The organism is Rubellimicrobium mesophilum DSM 19309 (assembly GCF_000600335.2).
Taxonomy (GTDB): domain Bacteria; phylum Pseudomonadota; class Alphaproteobacteria; order Rhodobacterales; family Rhodobacteraceae; genus Rubellimicrobium; species Rubellimicrobium mesophilum.
In genome coordinates this window covers 1-17996 of record NZ_KK088617.1, presented here as the reverse complement: position 1 = coordinate 17996, position 17996 = coordinate 1, and the positions used below count along the sequence as shown (strand labels likewise).

Sequence of the window (17996 nt, the reverse complement as noted above, 5' to 3'; positions counted from 1 at the left end):
GCCGGCTCGGCCTTCGCGTCAGCGCCAAACACGCCAGACGCCCCCTCAAGGAGCTGAAAGCGCCACTGCGTGATCTGGTTGGGGTGAACATCGAACTGCTGGGCCAACTCGGCCAGCGTCCTCTCGCCCTTGATGGCCGCCAGGGCCACCTTGGCCTTGAAGGCCGGGCTGTGGTTGCGGCGCGGTCGTCTGGTCATCGTGATCTCCTCGCTCCTCGGCATCATGCCGATATCGCGCGGATGATCCACTCAACGCCCGTGTTCAGATTTCCCGAGCCAGCTCACCTCCGGCCCGGCGGACCGCTGTGCCCCAGCGACCACAAGCAGGAAGTTGCTGTGGATAAGTCTCCGATCGGTGCAACCAGCGCGCGAATGTCGGAGTTATCGAAACAACGAACGAGGGACAGTGCGGCATGAACATCCTGATCTGCGAGGATAACCCGATCATCGCCATGGACCTGGGTTGCATGCTGGAGGACATGGGGCACCATGTCTGCGGCACCGCTGACACCTCGATCAAAGGGATTCAGCAATGCGCCCTCAAGAAGCCAGACCTCGTGATGGTGGACCTCAATCTTGCGGATGGGCGCACGGGCCTGGACTTGGTGAACGCCTTGGCTGACCTATGCATCCCCTCCGTGATCGTGTCCGGCGAGACGCATACCCTTCCGACGACAACTTGGGCCAAGGCCGTGGTCAGCAAGCCTTTCAACGAGCCCCTACTCACTCAAGCGCTGGCTGACGTGGAAGCTGACTTCCAGCACCACGTGGCGGTGGAGCCGGCACCCGAGGCCGGTCTTGGCGTAGCCAAGGTGGGGGGACTGCGGGGACTGCTTTGGCCATGGCACAAGTGAGGCGACGGGGCCTCTTATGTCGGCGCTCCCGGTTGCGTGCAGGGTCTCTTCGTTTGATCGCTCCAAGACGGGCAGCACCTCGGGACAGGCTCTTTCGCCTCCCCTTCGCACGAATTCCGCAGGCACGACTCAAGTAAGCTCATGCTTGTTCAGCAGCGAGAACTGTCGGTAAGTCCCCATAGTCGAGGTTGCCGGCAGCGCTGATGACAAGACATCGGCCGCCATCGGCTTGAAGCGCATTCCGTCTGCTTTGATCGTGACCTTTTCGTTATGTCGGAGCCACGACTTGGGTCGACCAAGGATGGTCTTGACGTGACTGGAAGCCGCGCACAGCGCCGGGCCCGGGTCCATGACAAAAGCAGACGTAGGTCGACTCAGATCGGCACCGCGGCTGGGCTCATGACAAGCAGTCCACGTCCTCAAGGTGAGCTGGAGATGGAGCGACCCACTAACATCGTCAGAGCCTCTCACACCCAGGAGCAGTCAGTGCAACGCAGGCCCTGCTCCCGGTCAGGGGGCCAGGAGCAGGGCCAGGACCGCCGGCCTCTCAGCCAGCGGTTCGATCAGAACAGAAGGTCACCCGAGCCAAGGGCGTGGATGCCGTTGATCTGGATCTCGAAGTCGGCCTGACCGTCACCGTTGATATCGCCCTTCAGGATGGCGCTCGAGCCATTATCGACCGTCCAGACTCCATAAGCCTTGGAATGGGTCCCACCCCATCCGAAGGCCTGGTTCCCGGCCATCCGGGTGTTGGCGTCGATGTTCCGCAGGTCGATCTCATCCACGCCGCGCACGAAGTCGTTGATGATATCCCTGCGCGTGGAGCCAACGAGGCTCTGAGCCGCCGTGTCGAACACGAACACGTCCCGCTGCCAGTCCGCGCCGCCGGACATCACGTCGCGCCCGAGGCCGCCGTGAAGCGTGTCGGCACCACCTTGGCCGCGCAGCGTATCGTTGCCGGCCGCGCCTTCGAGGTAATTGGCACCGTCACTGCCGCGGAGCGTGTCCGCGCCCCAGGATCCTTCGGCATTCTCGATGTTGAGGATCACGTCGCTGCCTAGGCCGGTGGATTGCTGGCTCTTCACGCCCAAGTTCACCGAGACGCCGCTGCCCGACGCCACCGTGATCCAGTCGTTGCCGGCGCCACCGTCGATGATATCATTACCTGCGTCGAGACTTAGCTTATCGTTGCCATCCCCGCCGTTCAGGCGGTCGCTACCCAGGCCGCCCGAGAGGACATCGTTGCCGCCGTAGCCATTCAGGACGTCATTGCCATTGGTGCCGACGAGCGTATTCGGGCCGTTGTCGGCCGGCCGCGGCGCGCTGCCGGACACGTCGCCGTCGCGGACATCGGCGTCGATAATGCGCGCCTTGATGGGCGAGTTCAGGGCTTTGTACGTCCCGGCCCAGTCGTTGATGCGCGAGTCGCCTGCCCAAAGATTGACGTAGCTACGCATCGGCGCGGCGTACCAGACGCCTCCGGGCATGTCCGAAGCGTCGAACTGGGCTACCGGCCTGTCATCCACCCGGAAAATGGCAGCCTTGCCGGTCAGCGTGATCTCATATTCATGCACGCCGGCGGCGGCGTCGAAGCCCAGGTCCACCATCGTGCGATCGAGGTTGCGGATGTGCTTGCCGGCACCATTTTCCATGTGAACGGTGACCTGCACGTGCCGGGTATCCGCGCCGACGAACTCCCAGTCGAATTCGAGGATGTTCTCGGTGGGGTTCTGTGCGCGGTTGGCAAACATGCCGAATACCGTGCCAGGTGCCATGCGGGGCGCTTGGGCGGTCCAGCTGAAGGTGCCGACGTCCGCTGTCTCTCCGGACTTCATCTCACCGCCCGTCGCCTTGTAGGAGCCAGGCGAGGCCGAGCCCAGAACGACCTCAGCCGCGCCGTCCGAGGCAATGCGCACCCGGTCGCGGGTGAAATTCGTGATCGAACTAAGCCAACCGGCGTCCCAGGTCGAGACTTGCCAGTCGCCGGTTCCGAGTCCCTGGCCTGCGTAAACCAGATCATTATCAGCGTTGAACATTGTATCCCCTTTTGGCAGTAGACGCCCGCCGGGCCAAAAGACCCGGGTGAGCCCAGCCGATGCACTGAGCCCGAAGCGCAGATGTTGGACCCGAGCGGCAAGCGCCCGGGTGCTGGTCGGTGTCGGTCCGTCGCGGCTGTCCCTCCGCGTCGACCATCAACGGGACTAACGGTCAGGCTGACTCGAGTCTATGTGGCCGCCCGGCCACGGCGGCGGACCGCCGAATCTTGGCGGGAACCTGCGCGATACTGGCGAGTTTTCGCGCCTTCGAGGCGGAAACTTGCGATCTTGAGCAGATGAACGACAAGGATCAGAGCTCAGGACCTACAGGTGTGCAGCCTGAGAGCGCCCGGCACCCTTGCGCTCCTGTCGAAGACAGTCGGCCGTCCGGAACCTCGAACTTGCTATCCTTTAATATATAGCAAATCGGCCTGTTCGAGTGACCAGCCGTCGCAAGCTCCTCGCCACCTGGAAGCAAGGGCCTTCGACAGCTCCAAGCTATGTCACGAGAAACGCGCCAACATCATGGCTTACTTCGGTCCTGCGCCCGTGCAGGAAGTTCGCCATCTTCGGCTGTGACAAGGGATCCCGATCCTACAGAGCTATTGCCAGATAAATAATTAGGTCAGGCCCTGAGTTACCAAACCGAGCTCTGTTGGTTCATCGCTGCTGCCCACGCACGCCGACCGTCCACTTGACCTGTTTTCCTCCAATCGCTCGTAGTTGACAGGTCTTTTTGTTCCCTTGTATCATTCCTTTGCACGTAGCCGAAGATCAAAGCCGGTGATCAGATCGAGCGAAGTAGACGACCACGTCGGCAAGCAGTCGTTGCCAAGGGGCCCATCCCAACGCCGGCAGCGCAGTATGGGCTATCTTCGACAAAGTTCTGAGCAGAGCCTGATCCGCTCAGGGTACCAAGGCACTAGGCGCCAAGTGTGCGGCCCGAGCGAAATGCAATATTTTCATCTAGTATCCCGTTGGCAACCTTGATGCGGACGGTGGCCTTACCACAGGCAATCGCGCCCGGAGTTACTCGGATGAGAGCCGGCCTAGTAACTGCAGCGATGGCCGGTTCCGTCCTGGTGGGCGCAATCGTCTTCGCGCTTTTCCTCTGCGCCAGCTTCTTCTCGCTCGGCCGTGATGTGGCGATCGCAAATCGCCACGTTGCTGCGGCCTTCGCAATCGGTGAGCTCGTCGAAAATCCGTATCAGGAAGGTTCGACCACGATCGGCAGCCACCAGTGGAACGACTGCCTCATCACCGCGATGGCGATCGATCAAAGGGGAGATCGCATGCGGCTTGCGGTCTCGCCCCTCATCGCCGGTGTCCCGGGACTCTCGAACGACGTCGATCCCTGCAGGCTGCTCAAGACCATGGTCTCGGAGCCGCCCCCGGAGCTTGACCCGGAACTCTACCACTATGATCGGTACATGCATGGGGCGACGGTACTCCTTCGCTATCTGCTGCCCCATCATTCGATAGGCGAGGTCCGTCGCCTCTACCGCACGGCCCAGACAGGTGTTCTGGTCGGCGGGCTGGCACTTGCGTTGGTCGGCATCGCCCGCGGCCGGCGAGCAACGGAGTTCGCCGTGCTCGCCGTGATCTTCTTTGCGATGTTGCGGTTCTTCGGACTTGAGTCGTTTTCCCAGTCATTGGGGCATGGCCCAGCCGACGTGGTGGCTGCGACCTACGCATTGACCGTTGCCGTCATGATCTTCGCGCCGGTCGCGCCGGTGATCGCCATTCTGGTCGCAGCCGCGTTTGGGGCGCTCACCATGGTGTTCGAGCTCTTCACCGGCGGCATACCGCTAGGCCTCGCCATGGTGCTCGGGCTCGTTTCGCTCGGGACCCGGTCCGACGGCCAGCCTCGCGACTTCCTGCTTTCTGCCTGCGCGGCGGCGGCCTTCATCGGCGCTGCCGCCGTCACCTACCTCCTCAAGATCGCATTCGCCGTGCATCTGGCGGGTTATGGCGTGATTGCGGACATCGCAGGGCAGCTAGTCTACTACTCGCCAGCCTCGGACCTTGGGCCGAGCGTCTTCGCCGTCTCCGCCGCCGTGCTGTCGTCCATTGGAGTGTTGACAGGTGGCACGAAGCTGCTCTCAGCGGCTATGGTGGCCGGCAGCGTGGCGGCCGGGGCTTATGGCTTGGGCCATGTCCTCCTCCGTGTCTCAAATTCGAGGACACGCCAGCGGGCAATCCTGCTGGCAGTGTCTGTGGTCCCCATTCCGGCGTGGTTCCTCGCCTTCTCGAATCAAGTGGCGGTGCACGCCTGGTTCATGGATCGGATCATCGTCTGGGTCATCGCAGCCGGCGGGTCGCTGTTCGTTTTGGCCATTGCCTCGAGATACGATGCGAGCTCCGCTGCGGAGCCTTCGACGCCTCCGGCGCGAGGAACCTCTGGCCATCGGATCGGATAGGCGGCTGCGAATGGTTGGCCTCCCGATCACCGACCGCGCGACCAAATTGTTCCTGCTGGCGCACCAGGACGATGAAATCGCCTTCGCGCCATTGCTTGCCCGCCTGAAAGCCGATGGCCAGCCGGTCCGCGTGGTCTACCTGACGGATGGCGGCGCCGGGCGCGCAAGCCCCGAGCTTCGGTGCACGGAAAGCCGCCGAGCGCTGGCGTCGCTTGGGATCCTGCCCTCCGAGGTGGTCTTCCTGGGCGCCGCAATGGCGGTGCCGGACGGCGCACTGTTCCGCCGGCTCCCGCAGGTCTACGCGGCGCTGGAATCAGTCTGTCGCGGTTCCGACGCGCCGGGCGAGATCTACACGCTTGGTTGGGAGGGCGGGCACGTAGACCATGACGCGGCCCATGTGATCGCCATGGCGCTGGCCGTCGCGCGGGACCGTGTGCACCAGGCCTGGCAGGTGCCGTTCTACCGGGCGATCGATCGCGGCCCGCCCTGGTTCACCCTGTTCGCGCCACTGACAGCCAATGGCCCGGTGGCACGGCTGTCCCTCACGCGACGGGAGTCTTGGCTCAGGGCCGCGCTCGTTCGTTTCTTCCCGTCGCAGTGGCGGTCCCTAACCGCCTTGGGCCCGCTGGTTCTGTGGCGCGCGTTGACCGACCCGACTCTGAAGCTCCAGCCGATGGTGCCCGGCCGCCTCTGGGAACGTCCGACTCCTGGACGGTTGCTCTATGAGAAGCTCTACGCCGTGAGCTTCGCCGAGGTTTCCGCCTGCATCGGCGCTTTCCTGGGCGAGTTGGGGATCACCGAGGCAAACCCGCCATGAAGCTTGCAGCCGTCATCCCGTGCTTCCGGGTACGTCGGCACATCGCCGAGGTGGTCGCAGGAGTGCTGCCCTATGTCGATCACGTGTTCGTCGTCGACGACTGCTGCCCGGAGTTGACGGGCGATCTCGTGGCGGCGATGTTCCCGCCCGATCGGGTCACAGTCCTGCGGCATCCTGAGAACCGGGGAGTCGGCGGAGCCACCGTCACCGGCTACTGCGCGGCGTTCGCCGCAAGATATGACATCGCCATCAAGATCGATGGCGACGGGCAAATGGACCCGGCGCACATCCCCGATCTGGTGCATCCCATCATCGCCGGGGAGGCCGACTACACAAAGGGGAATCGGTTCTATCAGCGCGAGCATCTCGCGCGAATGCCGAAGGTTCGGCTGTTCGGGAACTCGGTGCTGTCGCTCATCACAAAGGTCTCCTCGGGCTACTGGAACATCATGGATCCGACGAACGGCTATACTGCGCTCCACGCCACCGCTGCCCAAGAGATCGGCCTCGCCCGGGTTGACCGACGGTACTTCTTCGAGTCGGACATGCTGTTTCGCCTCAACATCGCGCGCGCCGTGGTCAAGGACGTCCCGATGCCGGCCATCTACGGGACGGAGAAGAGCAACCTCCCGATCAGACACGTTCTGCACGAATTTCCCGCCAAGCATCTCAAGAACCTCGTGAAGCGGTTCGCCTACAACTACTTGGTCCGTGATTTCAGCGTCGGGACGATCCAGATTGTCACTGGCACTGCACTGACCGGGTTTGGGGTCATATTCGGCGCGATCAGTTGGATACAGAGCGCCGCCGCAAGTCGGGATACCCCGGTCGGGACCGTCATGCTGGCGACCCTTCCGATCATCCTGGGGTTCCAGCTTCTCCTGGCAGCTCTCAGCTTCGACATCGCCAACGTGCCGGTCAGACCGCTCCAGCGGATCCTGCGGCCGAAGCCGTGGTCGGATCACCAGTCCATCGAGATCGACGTCCGAGACGGCTCTGATACGAAGGGAGCACTAGCGGAAGACCAAGAACTTAGACGCCAGGAAATTGAAGGCTAGGCCAGACGCCGATCCGCAGGCGACGGCAAAGTAGGGCAGGATCGCGGCAATCTCGCTCGGCCACGTAGCGGCGCTGCCCAGCTTGACCGCGACCAGGACAAAGACCGCAAGGTTGACGGTTCCCCCGATCGCGTTGAAGAAGATGAACCGGCTCCACTGCCGGAGCAGTCCCTCGGGGCCTGCATGTACGAAGGTGAGGGTCCGATTGCAGATCCAAGTAAAGGTCGCGGCGACCAAGTAGGAGAAAACGCGCCCGACATAGAGGTCCAAGCCGATCAGGTTCAGCGCCGTCCAGAGCGCGCCCATGTCGACGAACAGAGCGACGAATCCGATCATGGAAAACAGCGCAAACTGCCGCCGAGTGCTCTCCGACGCCGGGCTTCGCGCGAACCTCGTCCAACCGGCCCGCTCCGTAGCGTCACGCCTCGCGTCCATATTCCCTAGTCTCATGTCAGGGCTCGACGTCGCGCTTATCCCCTTGGACCCTCCCGGTGGACCGCAGAGGGCGCTGACCTAGTACGTCTTGCAGAAGCGCCGTTATGTCATACCGCACAGATTGCCCAAAGAGAATGTCCCTGCCGATGCTGGAACTGAGCTGGACAGGCCTCGGTCCCGTTGCTCTCCCAGCGCCCGACGATCTGAGGGGGTCGGCCCCGATGTCGTCCAGGGCTGCTACGCAGGACCTGAGCCCGCACGCCACCAGTCCGCGATGCCGCTTCAGCAGCTTGCACAGGAACCTCAGCGCCGCCATCTTTTCCCTCTGCTTGGAGACATGGGCCTCCAAGACCTCGCCCTCTTGGTCCACGGCCCGTCTGAGGCACCGCTGCATAGCCTCGATCGTCGCAAATACCTCATCGAGGTGCCATCGCCAGCGTGAGGTCCGCATCTGGCGCTCACACTTCCTACGGATCTCCGCCGAGAAGAGCGGCCCGAGTCTCCTCCACCAGAACCCGACCGGTTCGTGGCTCACTTCGACCTCCTCAGCCGTGGAAGGTTCACTACATTCCCGAGGGACAACGGGAACCGGACATAGAGCTTTACTGCGAGGCAGATCACCCCAGGTGACGTCTTGAAGTGGCGGAGCGGGCTGCGCTTGGTCATCCGACGCAAGGCCGCCCTCCTACCCTCCTCAACCGGGGCTCGTCTGACAGCGCCGCAGAGTGGAGTTGCGCCTCAAAGCCGGCCAGCCCGCTCCTGAAGCCACGCTCCTACGCACTGTGGCCCGAGCGCAGGCTTGAGCCAGCGCGCTCCGGCGCGCCGAGCTCGCGTTCCTCTCACCTTCCATTCAAGAGGCGATTGGGGCGGGCTGGCAGCCCAACTACCGCTGGAGCGGCTCATCCGCACCCCCAGTCCGCTCGACCTGAGCGAGTAGGAGCAGTCGTTCAGGTTCGGAGGCTGAAGCCAAGAGAGCGCAACGACCGGACGAGAACTTAGAGGTCAGCCCCAACATTGCGCGCCGTTCCACGACACCGCAGCAGGGTCCGCCTGGACCCGCGGCGCTCCTCAATCAGGAGCGCAGCTCGGCGCAGCTACACGGCCAGATTATCAGCAAATTTCCTTTCCATCCTCCCAACATAGACGGAACTGTGACGCCGCTGTCATGCGCCCGCGAACGACTCCCATAGTTTGAGCAGTTTCCACGTCAACCAGCTCAGCACACGCAAACGGCACCGTGCCTGGTGAGGCTCAGAGACGGCACGCAAGAAAGCAGGCGAGCAGGCCGAAGTGGCGTGCCTTAGCCCCTCTCACCGCGCCCGAACGGAGCTGAGAAGATGCAGGAATACGTCCTGAACCCGCAAACCAAGGGAGAGATCAGACTGGGTGGCGGCGCTGTCAGACAGATGCGAACCAGTCTCAGTTTCGACAGGTGCGCCGCCTCTCAGGCCGCGCAGAGACCCCGCCACTCGGCGAGAGCGGCGGTGCGGTTCATCTTGAAGACGTCGCGGCTGGAGAGGCTCCGGTCTGAGTTGAAGTGGTTGCACACGGAGGAGTGGACTGCGGCGAACGTCTGGAGACTTCGCAGGCGCTGCATCGCCCTCTCGCGCCTTCGGAATGGCTGATGGGAGTTCTCGACCCGGTTGTTCTCCCAACGGTCGGTGACCTGCCTATCTGCCGCTCCAATCTCCTTCAGAGCTGCCCCGGAGGACCTGAGCTTTTCCGTCACCAGCTCCTCGGGCCGGCCATGTCGCTTCATCAGCTTTCTGAGGAACTTCAGAGCTACCTTCTTGTCCCGGTGCTTCGCGACATGGGCCCCTGCACCTCGCCTTCGTGGTCCACGGCGCGCCAAGATCCATGGTACACACCGTCGGTCTTGACGAACACCTCGTCGGGGTGCCAGCCCCTGCGGGAGGTGAACCGCACCGGGTCGAGGGCGCAGCTACCTGCAGCGAGAGAGATCAAACCGGAGATGCAATTGATGGCACGCGCGGTGGTGATCGGCGGCAGCGGCCATGTGGGGACCTACCTCGTGCCGGCCCTCGTGGAGCGCGGGCATGAGGTGGTCAATGTCAGTCGCGGGCAGGCTACGCCGTATCGTCCGCACCCCGCCTGGGCCCTGGTCGAGCAGGTTGTGGTGGACCGGACGGCCGAGGACACTGCGGGTACCTTCGGCCCGCGCATCGCCGCCCTTTGTCCCGACATCGTGGTGGACCTGATCTCCTTCGACCTGCCGAGCACCCGGGCTCTGGTCGGGGCGCTGAGGGGGCAAGTCGAGCACTTCCTGCACTGCGGGACGATCTGGGTCTACGGACACAATGCGGCCGTGCCGGCGACCGAGGACGACCCGCTCAATCCGTTCGGCGACTACGGAACAAACAAGGCCGCTATCGAGACGTGGCTCCTCCGCGAGGCTCGGCAGACGGGCTTTCCAGCCACGGTCTTCCGCCCTGGCCACATCGTCGGGCCAGGCTGGGCGCCGCTCAACCCGGCCGGGCACTTCAACCTGGACGTCTTCTCCCACGTCGCCCGCGGCGAGGACCTGACCTTGCCCAACTACGGGCTTGAGACCGTGCATCACGTTCATGCCGAGGATGTGGTGCAAGTGGTCCTGCGCGCCATCGTCCAGCGGTCGGCGGCCGTGGGCGAGGCCTTCAACGCTGTCTCGCGCCAAGCTCTCAACTTGCGCGGCTATGCCGAGGCGATGTTTCGCTGGTTCGGGCAGGAGCCGAAGCTCCGGTTCCAGCCCTTTGAGGAATGGAAAACCCGCCAAGCTCCGGAGGATGCCCAGGCCACCTGGGAGCACATCGCCGGTAGCCCCTGCCATTCCATCGACAAGGCGCGCCGCCGGCTGGGCTATGAGCCCCGTCACACAAGTCTCGCCGCCGTGCAGGAGGCCGTCTGAGATCTGATCGCCGCGGGCCGGGTCGAGACGCAGAGTGGAGGGGAGTGATGCCACCCAGAGGCCTCGCCCTCTTCCGCCGGATCTCGGATAGGCGCATCAGCCCGAACCTCTACCACCAGAAGCGCACTGTCTCGTGGCTCACCTCGATGCCCCGCTCGTGGTGCACGTCCTCGACGTTCCGGAGCGACAGCGGAAACCGGACATAGAGCATCACGGCTAGGCGGATCACCTCGGGCGAGGTTTTGAAGTAGCGGAACGGCCTGCGCTTGATCATCCGCGGAGCCTAGGCAGCCCGCCTGCCCTGCTCAAGCCAGGTTCTTCTGACACCGTCCTCTGCCCGATCCGACCACAGGTGACTCGGTTTGCCGCTGTAGGGCCGTTCTCCCGAAATGCCCAAGTTATAACGATGGCTGGCTGGTGGAGAGAGCAGGCTTCTATGGCTGGTTCCTGGGATGCGTGAGCTACCCTGGATGTAGGGGCAAGAAGCGATCCAGAGTGACCCCTCCAGAGTCAGCGCCGCCGCGCCTCCAGTCGGACGTGACCCAGGGCGCATGGGTTCGTCTCTCTACGGTTAAGCAGTTGGAACCCCTGAGATCAGGCCTTCTATGCGCGCGATCGCTGCCTCATAGGCGGCGGTGACATGCTGGATGAGGCGCTCCAGTTGCTGCGAGCGGGCCACAGACGGCGCATAGACCACTGATAGCTCGTATTGGATAGCGGGCCAGAACCGACGCACCGCCGTGCGCGAGGAATCTATGCCGGCGGCGGCAAGAGGGTCGATGATCGCGATCCCCATTCCCCGGTCGACGTAGTGGACGACTGTGCCGGAGAACAGACTCTCAACCCGCATCTTCGGATGGGAGTTCGTGGCATGGAGCAGGACGTTAAGCTCGAGTCGCATCAGGCTGCTGGGCCCCAGAGCGATGTAGTCCTGCTCATGGAGGTCGGCCGGGCCTATGACCTCTTGGGCCGCGAGCGGGTGGCTGGCGGGCAGGATGCAGACCACCTCGGCGTCGGGCAGAGGGTGGTATTCGAGGTCGTCGCGCCCGGGCGGACGGGCGATGAAGCCGACATCGGACATGCCGGAGGCCACAGTGTCCACGATGTCGGCCGAGGCTCCGCTATGGACCGAGATGAGGGTGCCGGGATGCTCGGCGGCGAAGGCCGCGACCGCGTCCGGCATCACCTCCACGGACAAGGTCGGAATGGCCGCGATGCGGATGCGTCCCGCACCGTGCTCTCGGATCACCATTGCCGCTTCCCGCAGGCGCTCCGTGCTGATGAAGTGCCGCTCCACCTCGGCGAAGAACGCACGTGCGTCCGTAGTGGGAGTGACGGTCACCCCGTCGCGCGAAAAGAGTGTCAGGCCGAGGTCGACCTCGAGGTCGCGGATCAGGCGCGTCACGGCCGGTTGCGAGATCGAAAGGAGCCGGCCGCCCCGGGTGATGCTGCCGGAGATCATGACGGCGCGGAAGGCCTCGATCTGCCGTGGGTTCAGGGCGCGGGGGCTGCGTTTCATGGGCCGAGTTGAGGACAACCCCGCCACCACCGCAAGCCCCAGGGCCCAGCGTGCCGGGCGCGCTGGGCCGGGAGGCTTACTCCGACAGGGTGATGCCGAGGCTCGAGATCAGCTCGGAGTACTTCGTCTCCTCGGACTCCAGCATGGCCTTTGCCTCCTCGGGGGTGTTGGCCACGACCTGGGCCCCCATGGTGGCGAACTGCTCGACCACTGCCGGCTCCTGAAGGGCGGCTACGATGTTCTCGTTGAGGAACTTCAGAACGTCCTCTGGCAGGCCCGCCGGTGCGACGACCATTCCCCAGGAGTTCGCGGCGAAGCCCGGCACCCCGGCCTCGGCTACGGTCGGAAGGTCCGGGTAGGCCGCCGAGTGCTCCGGGCCTCCCGCCGCCAGGGCTTTCAGCTGGCCGTTGTCGATGTAGCCGCGAACCGCAGGGACCGTATCGAAGCCAAGCTGGGTCACGCCGGCCAGGAAGTCGGGCATGGAGTCGCCGCTGCCCTGGTAAGGGATGTGGATCATGTCCAGGCCGGCAGCGTCCGCAAACCAGGCGCTGAACAGGTGCGAGTTGCTGCCCTGCCCCGCCGACTTGTACGCCATCTCGCCCGGGTGCTCCTTGGCGTAGGCGATGAACTCCTCGACGGTGTTGGCCTCGACCGTGGGCGGGACCACCATCACCATCTCGGTCAGGGCCGTGGTGGTGATCGGGGTGAAGCTCGTCACCGGATCGTAGGGTAGGTCCGGCACCAGCGCCCGGCTCATGGCGTGCGAGGCCACGACAACGCCCAGCGTGTAGCCGTCGGGCTCGGCGTTGGCGATCTCGGAGATGCCGATCACGCCGTTGGCGGCCGGCCGGTTCTCGACGGTGACCGGCTGCCCGATCAGGGGGGACAGATGATCTGCGATTAGTCGCCCGGTGATGTCGCCCTGCCCGCCAGGGGCGTAGGGTACAATGATGGTGATGGGCCGATCGGGAAAGCCGTCCTGGGCCAGCACGGGGCTGGCCAGGAGCGTGGTGCCGACCAGCGCCCCGAAGGCGCGTCGCGTGAAGCGGATCATGGCGGATCTCCTTGGTGGTTGTTTCTGGTGTGTGGTGCAGGCCGGGCGGCCGGGGCCGCCCGGATCCGGCCCTATTCGGCGGCTTCCGGCACCTTGGCCGTCTTCATCACCCCGTGGGAGAGGCCGCGGTCAGGCTCGGCCAGGTTGAGCCGCAGCATGTCCCCCAGGAGCTGGACGATGGACATCGAGCTCTCGCCCACGGTGCCGTCGACGATAAAGCGCGAGGTGCAGTAGCGCATCTCCCAGCCGCCGGCATCGAGGCAGGCCTCGAGGATCTTGCGCTCCATCTCCGGAGTCTGGAGGACCTCCCGGTTGTTCAGGAGGAAGCCGATCATCGCCGTGATCCCATAGGCGCCCCAGTTCGAGATGGAGGCCGGCAGGAAGACGTCGGTCGCGATCGTGGTGATGACGCCGGTGCCGCCCTCGTACTGGCACTCGCGCCCGTAGGGGTGGAAGTCGCGCATGAAGTCGTAGATCCGGCCGAAGCCGATCTCGTTGCCGTTGTCGCCCACACCGACGGTGAGGATGTTCCTTCTCTGGGCCGCGAGGAACACGTGGCCGAGATCCACGCAGTCCTTCCTCACGCCGGTCGAGCCATGCACAAAGCCCTGGTCGTTCGGGCCCAGCCGCTCGATGGCGATGACTGCCTTCGGGTTATATTCCGTGACGATGCGCTCTGCCCAGTCGGCGGTGATGCTGCGGTCCTCGGGCGCGGTGATCAGGGCGCCGCCCATGCGGCGGGTCTTGGCGAGCTCGAAGTCACGCACCATGACCGCGGCGGCCTTGGCGGAGGCGACCACGGGCGGCGCATGGCATTCCTCAGTCACGAAGACCGGGATCGCCTTCAGGCCCCAGTAGATGGCGCGCGCCAGCGAGGCGGCGCCCGGAGGGCCGTCGCTTTCGCCGTTCGGCACCTCGGGGTAGTAGCCAGCGCCGGTGACGATGAAGACCACATCGCCCGGCTTCACCGCGCCCACGAGCGCCTCCGCGGCGCGGGCGCTGATCGGGCGGCCGCCGCCTTCCGCGCGGGCGGCATCATAGATCTGGCGCACGATCCCGTAGTTCATGCCGCGGTTGCGCATTTCGACCGTGACGAGCCGGTCGACGTATTCCCCCATGATATCGGGCATGTCGGTTTCCTTTTTCGGTTGTCGGGTGTGGAAGGGGCGGCCGGGGGACGCCCGGCCGAGGGAGAGGCTCAGTCCTCGACGAAGATCTCCTCGCGGCGGCGGCGGAAGACGGGCGAGAGGACGGAGAGGAGGAGGAGGGCTGCGGCGACCAAAAGCGCGGCCGAGAGCGGCTCGGTCAGGAAGATCGTGGCGTCGCCGCGGGAGAGCAGCAGCGCCCGGCGCATGTAGACCTCGATCATCGGGCCGAGAATGAAGCCCAGGAGGAGCGGCGCGGGCTCGCAGCCCAGGCGGTTGAAGAGGCAACCCGCGATGCCGAAGCCTGCGGCCATGACGATCGGCAGGGTGGAGTTGCCGATCGAGTAAAGCCCGATGATCGAGAACACTAGGATCGCGGGATAAAGGTAGGCGTAGGGGATCCGCAGGAACCGGACCCAGATCCCGATCAGCGGCAAGTTGATGATGACGAGCATGAGGTTGCCGATCCACATGGACGCCACGAGCCCCCAGAACAGGTCGGCGTTGCGCGTCATGACTTCCGGGCCGGGCACGACGTTGTGGATCATCATCGCCCCGATCATCATCGCCATCACCCCATTCGAAGGGATGCCGAGGGTGAGCATGGGGATGAAGGACGACTGCGCCCCGGCGTTGTTCGCCGCCTCGGGCGCGGCCACCCCGGCCGGCGCGCCCTTGCCGAAGCGCTTCGGGGTGGAGGAGATCTTCTTCTCGATCGTATAGGAGGCGAAGGAGGACAGCGTCGCCCCACCTCCGGGCAGGAGGCCGAGGAGCGAGCCCAGGGCCGTGCCGCGCAGAACCGCGGGCCAGGCCTCCCGGAATTCCCCGCGCGTCGGCCAGAGATCCCCCACTGTATTCTGGACCACGGCGCGGTCGTGCTTTCGGGCGGCGTTGGCGATGATGTCGCCGAAGGCGAAGAGGCCCATGGCGAGGGCGGTGAAGTCGAGCCCGTCCAAGAGCTGGAAGGTGCCGAAGGTGTAGCGGGGCACCCCGGTCGTGACGTCGGTGCCCACAGTGCCCAAGAGGATCCCCGTCAGCACCATGCCCACCGCTTTCAGCAGGCCGCCGGAGGCCAGGACGATCGCCGCAACGAGGCCCAGGACCATGAGGGAGAAGTAGGACTCCGGGCGGAAGGACAGGGCCACGTTCGCCAGATAAGGTGAGAAGGCCGCGATCATCAGCGTGCCCACAGTTCCAGCGAAGAAGGAGCCCACCGCGGCAATGGCCAGCGCCGAGCCCGCACGGCCGTTCCGGGCCATCTGGTGGCCATCGAGGCAGGTCACGACCGAGCCGGACTCGCCCGGCAGGTTGACGAGGATCGCCGTCGTCGATCCGCCGTATTGGGCGCCGTAGTAGATGCCGGCGAGCATGATGAGCGCGCTGGTGGGCTCAAGCGCATAGGTGAGCGGCAGGAGAACGGCGATCGTCACCAGGGGACCCACGCCAGGGAGCACGCCGATCGCTGTCCCGAGAAGGACGCCGGTGAAGCAGAGCAGGATGTTCTGGAGGGTGACGGCGATCGCGAAGCCGCCGGCCAGGTCGGACAGCCATTCCATTAGAGGACCCCCAGGATCAGCGGCAGGCGCACGCCGAGGCCCGCGACGAAAATGGTGTAGGTGAAGGCAGTCAGGGCGGCAGCGAGGATGAGCGCCTGGAGGGGGCGCAGCTCGCGCGAGGCCAGGCTCGCGATCAGCACGGCGCCCGGGACGGCGATCCCTAGACCGAGGCGATGGAGGGTCAGAGCGGCGAAGACGAGAGCCAGGGCGATGAAGACGAGGCTTCGGGCGTCGGAGCGATGGAACGTGAGGCCCCCCACCGCAAGTGGGTGTCGGTCGCGGGACGCCCGGAGCGACTGCACGATCAGCGAGGCTCCGACAAGCGCGAGCAGGATGGCCGCGGCGAGGGGGAAGACCCCGGCGCCGAGCCGCAACGGCGTGCCGAAGCCGTAACCCGCAGCCAGGATCCCGAAGGGCGCGCTGATGGCGAGAAACACAATGCCGGAGGCGAAATCGGTGTCGATCTGCTTCATGACAGTCATCCCTGTCAGTTCAGATGCGCGGGCTCCGCACACCTCCTTCGAGAGAAGTCCGCCGGGCATCCATAATGCAAATACAATGTTAGCATCCGAGCATAACCAAATGTTATGGCCTGACTGCAACTCATCTCTGTCCCGGATGGGGTTGTTGCAGAACTCCACCGGAGGCCGAACTTGCCCCTTTCCCCTTTGGTTTAGGCGACGCGCACGATCTCAGCCCTGCCGAGGGCTGAGAAAGGGTTCAGGAGGGCGATGCGGGTGTGGATCTCGGCGGCTTGGCGGTCGGGGTCTCGCGAGGCGATCCGCTCGCCGAAGCTCTTGAGGCGGCGCATCTGGGCTTCGATCCGACTTCGGGCGTGATAGCCCGTCAGTCGCTTCCAGAGGGCCCGGCCGAAGTAGCGTGTCGCCCGCAGGTTCTCGTTCCTAGCCTTGGCGGCGGGGCAGTTGTCTTTCCAGGGCCGGCCGCTCTTGCGGATTGGAATGACCGCCGTGCCGCCTCGCCCAGCAATTGCGGTGTGGCAGGTCCGGGTGTCGTAGGCCCCGTCCGCCGTGACGGTGCCGATGGCCTGATCGCTCGGAACCTGCGCCAGAAGATCGGGCAGCACCGGCTGTCGCCTGTCTGGCTGGAGGTGAACTCAACCCCCCGGATGTCCCCGGTCGCCAAATCTATGGCCAGATGCACCTTGCGCCATTGACGCCGCCGGCTGTGACCGTGCTTGCGCACCTGCCACTCGCCCTCGCCGCGCATCTTCACGCCCGTGCTGTCGACCAGCAGGTTGAGCTCGCCACCCGGGCGGCGGAAGGGGATCTGGATGCTCACAGTCTTCTGCCGCCGGCACAGTGTGGAAAAGTCCGGAACCGGCCAGTCCAGGCCCGCCAGTCTCAGCAAGCTTTCCACCATCCCGATCGTCTGCCGCAGCGCCAGCCCAAACAGCACCTTGATACTGAGGCCGAACTGGATGGCGGCCTCCGAGAAGGTCTGAGGTCGGCCCGGTCGCCCTAGCTTCGGGGCAGACCACTCCATCTCCCGGTCCAGCCAGACCAGCAACGAGCCGCGCTGGCGCAGCGACGCGTTGTAGCCGGGCCAGTTCGTCGTGCGATAGCGGGCGGGAGACGGCTTACTCATGGCCGCCCAGATAGGCGCTACGACACCCTACGCGACCACCCGCCACGCGGTTGTGCAACAACCCCCAAGCAATCCAGCATTACGGGCAGCCGGATAATCTCAGGGCTGGCGCGGAGTTACTGAAAGGTGCCTCGCTTGAACATATGTCAAGGGTAGCACCTCCCGGCCCTGCCAAAGAAGTCTGATCATCATGACAGCGCCGGCCGATTGTCAGTCGCAGCGAGTGTGAGGTTGGTAGTCACATAGGCCGCGAGGGCTGCACCTTGTTCACTGCGGCCACGGTTCGAGTAAGCGTCTCTACCTGCACCAGGTAGTCGCGCTGGTGGTCTGCGTCGAGTTCGCCCACGTTCACAGCCCGCAGGGTCTCAAGGCCGCGCTCCGCTTCCTTGCGGATACTGATGATCGACTTGGCGGCGCGCTTGGCATTCTCCGAGTCCATGGCGGCGAGCAGGTGAATGTTGCGAATGCTCGCCTCGAGAGCCACGATCTCGGCCTCCTCTTGGGCGGTGAGTTCGGCCACAAGGCGGGCGTGCTGCTGGGTCATGGCGGGGTCCGTTCCGGCTGGATCCCAGGATAGCCGCAGATCAGGCCGG

At 64.8% G+C, this 17996-nt stretch carries 15 protein-coding genes and 3 pseudogenes; 5 read left to right on the top strand and 13 right to left on the bottom strand.

Annotation, left to right across the window (positions count from 1 at the left end; genetic code table 11):
* Nucleotides 1-197: transposase (locus RUMESO_RS21005; RefSeq protein WP_037283363.1), on the bottom strand; the 197-nt coding region annotated here is incomplete at its 3' end.
* 215 nt (nucleotides 198-412) lie between these two features.
* Here RUMESO_RS21005 and RUMESO_RS21000 point away from each other — a divergent pair.
* The gene (locus RUMESO_RS21000) at nucleotides 413-853 is read left to right on the top strand and encodes a response regulator (RefSeq protein WP_051521573.1); all 441 of its coding nucleotides are present in this window, start codon (nucleotides 413-415) and stop codon (nucleotides 851-853) included.
* 563 nt (nucleotides 854-1416) lie between these two features.
* On the opposite strand, the gene RUMESO_RS20995 is transcribed toward RUMESO_RS21000, so the two are convergent.
* Nucleotides 1417-2889 (bottom strand): family 16 glycosylhydrolase, encoded by a 1473-nt coding sequence (locus RUMESO_RS20995; RefSeq protein WP_051521572.1) that lies wholly within the window; start codon nucleotides 2887-2889, stop codon nucleotides 1417-1419.
* Between the two features lie 1064 nt (nucleotides 2890-3953).
* Here RUMESO_RS20995 and RUMESO_RS25940 point away from each other — a divergent pair.
* From RUMESO_RS25940 to RUMESO_RS20980, 3 genes are read left to right on the top strand one after another with little or no spacing between them, the layout of a single operon-like run.
* A complete protein-coding gene (locus RUMESO_RS25940; protein WP_037283351.1) occupies nucleotides 3954-5309 on the top strand; it encodes a hypothetical protein in 1356 nt (451 codons plus the stop codon).
* A 10-nt stretch (nucleotides 5310-5319) separates the two neighbouring features.
* On the top strand, nucleotides 5320-6126 hold the full coding sequence (locus RUMESO_RS20985) for a PIG-L deacetylase family protein (RefSeq protein WP_037283350.1): 807 nt from the start codon (nucleotides 5320-5322) through the stop codon (nucleotides 6124-6126).
* Nucleotides 6123-7184, top strand: coding sequence for a glycosyltransferase (locus RUMESO_RS20980; RefSeq protein ID WP_082484461.1), 1062 nt, complete (start codon nucleotides 6123-6125; stop codon nucleotides 7182-7184). The genes RUMESO_RS20985 and RUMESO_RS20980 overlap by 4 nt, the downstream gene beginning before the upstream one ends.
* Here RUMESO_RS20980 and RUMESO_RS20975 read toward each other — a convergent pair.
* From RUMESO_RS20975 to RUMESO_RS24635, 3 genes and pseudogenes are all read right to left on the bottom strand, one after another.
* Nucleotides 7140-7520 (bottom strand): GtrA family protein, encoded by a 381-nt coding sequence (locus RUMESO_RS20975; RefSeq protein ID WP_211262951.1) that lies wholly within the window; start codon nucleotides 7518-7520, stop codon nucleotides 7140-7142. The two genes, RUMESO_RS20980 and RUMESO_RS20975, sit on opposite strands and share 45 nt — an antisense overlap.
* Before the next feature lie 115 nt (nucleotides 7521-7635).
* Nucleotides 7636-8154, bottom strand: a complete 519-nt coding sequence (locus RUMESO_RS20970; protein WP_051521570.1) for a DDE-type integrase/transposase/recombinase — start codon at nucleotides 8152-8154, stop codon at nucleotides 7636-7638.
* Nucleotides 8155-9063: 909 nt separating this feature from the next.
* Nucleotides 9064-9527: pseudogene (locus RUMESO_RS24635) on the bottom strand (IS6 family transposase); the annotation flags it as partial.
* A gap of 73 nt (nucleotides 9528-9600) precedes the next feature.
* Between RUMESO_RS24635 and RUMESO_RS20960 the strand changes: the two are divergent.
* Nucleotides 9601-10524 (top strand): NAD-dependent epimerase/dehydratase family protein, encoded by a 924-nt coding sequence (locus RUMESO_RS20960; RefSeq protein WP_037283346.1) that lies wholly within the window; start codon nucleotides 9601-9603, stop codon nucleotides 10522-10524.
* Nucleotides 10525-10639: 115 nt separating this feature from the next.
* On the opposite strand, the pseudogene RUMESO_RS20955 reads toward RUMESO_RS20960, so the two are convergent.
* The 8 genes and pseudogenes from RUMESO_RS20955 to RUMESO_RS20920 all read right to left on the bottom strand — a co-directional run.
* Nucleotides 10640-10798: pseudogene (locus RUMESO_RS20955) on the bottom strand (IS6 family transposase); the annotation flags it as partial.
* Between the two features lie 297 nt (nucleotides 10799-11095).
* Nucleotides 11096-12043, bottom strand: a complete 948-nt coding sequence (locus RUMESO_RS20950; protein ID WP_082484459.1) for a LysR family transcriptional regulator — start codon at nucleotides 12041-12043, stop codon at nucleotides 11096-11098.
* A 76-nt stretch (nucleotides 12044-12119) separates the two neighbouring features.
* Complete coding sequence (locus RUMESO_RS20945; RefSeq protein ID WP_037283344.1) at nucleotides 12120-13097, bottom strand: Bug family tripartite tricarboxylate transporter substrate binding protein; 978 nt, start codon at nucleotides 13095-13097, stop codon at nucleotides 12120-12122.
* A gap of 71 nt (nucleotides 13098-13168) precedes the next feature.
* The gene (locus RUMESO_RS20940; RefSeq protein WP_037283341.1) at nucleotides 13169-14227 is read right to left on the bottom strand and encodes a glutamate cyclase domain-containing protein; all 1059 of its coding nucleotides are present in this window, start codon (nucleotides 14225-14227) and stop codon (nucleotides 13169-13171) included.
* A 68-nt stretch (nucleotides 14228-14295) separates the two neighbouring features.
* Entirely contained in the window at nucleotides 14296-15798 is a 1503-nt protein-coding gene (locus RUMESO_RS20935; protein WP_037283338.1) for a tripartite tricarboxylate transporter permease, read from the bottom strand.
* Nucleotides 15798-16271, bottom strand: coding sequence for a tripartite tricarboxylate transporter TctB family protein (locus tag RUMESO_RS20930; RefSeq protein ID WP_037283335.1), 474 nt, complete (start codon nucleotides 16269-16271; stop codon nucleotides 15798-15800). The genes RUMESO_RS20935 and RUMESO_RS20930 overlap by 1 nt, the downstream gene beginning before the upstream one ends.
* Nucleotides 16272-16471: 200 nt before the next feature.
* Nucleotides 16472-17403: pseudogene (locus RUMESO_RS20925) on the bottom strand (IS5 family transposase).
* 238 nt (nucleotides 17404-17641) lie between these two features.
* The coding region (locus RUMESO_RS20920) for a hypothetical protein (RefSeq protein ID WP_211262949.1) at nucleotides 17642-17996 on the bottom strand (355 nt) is incomplete at its 5' end.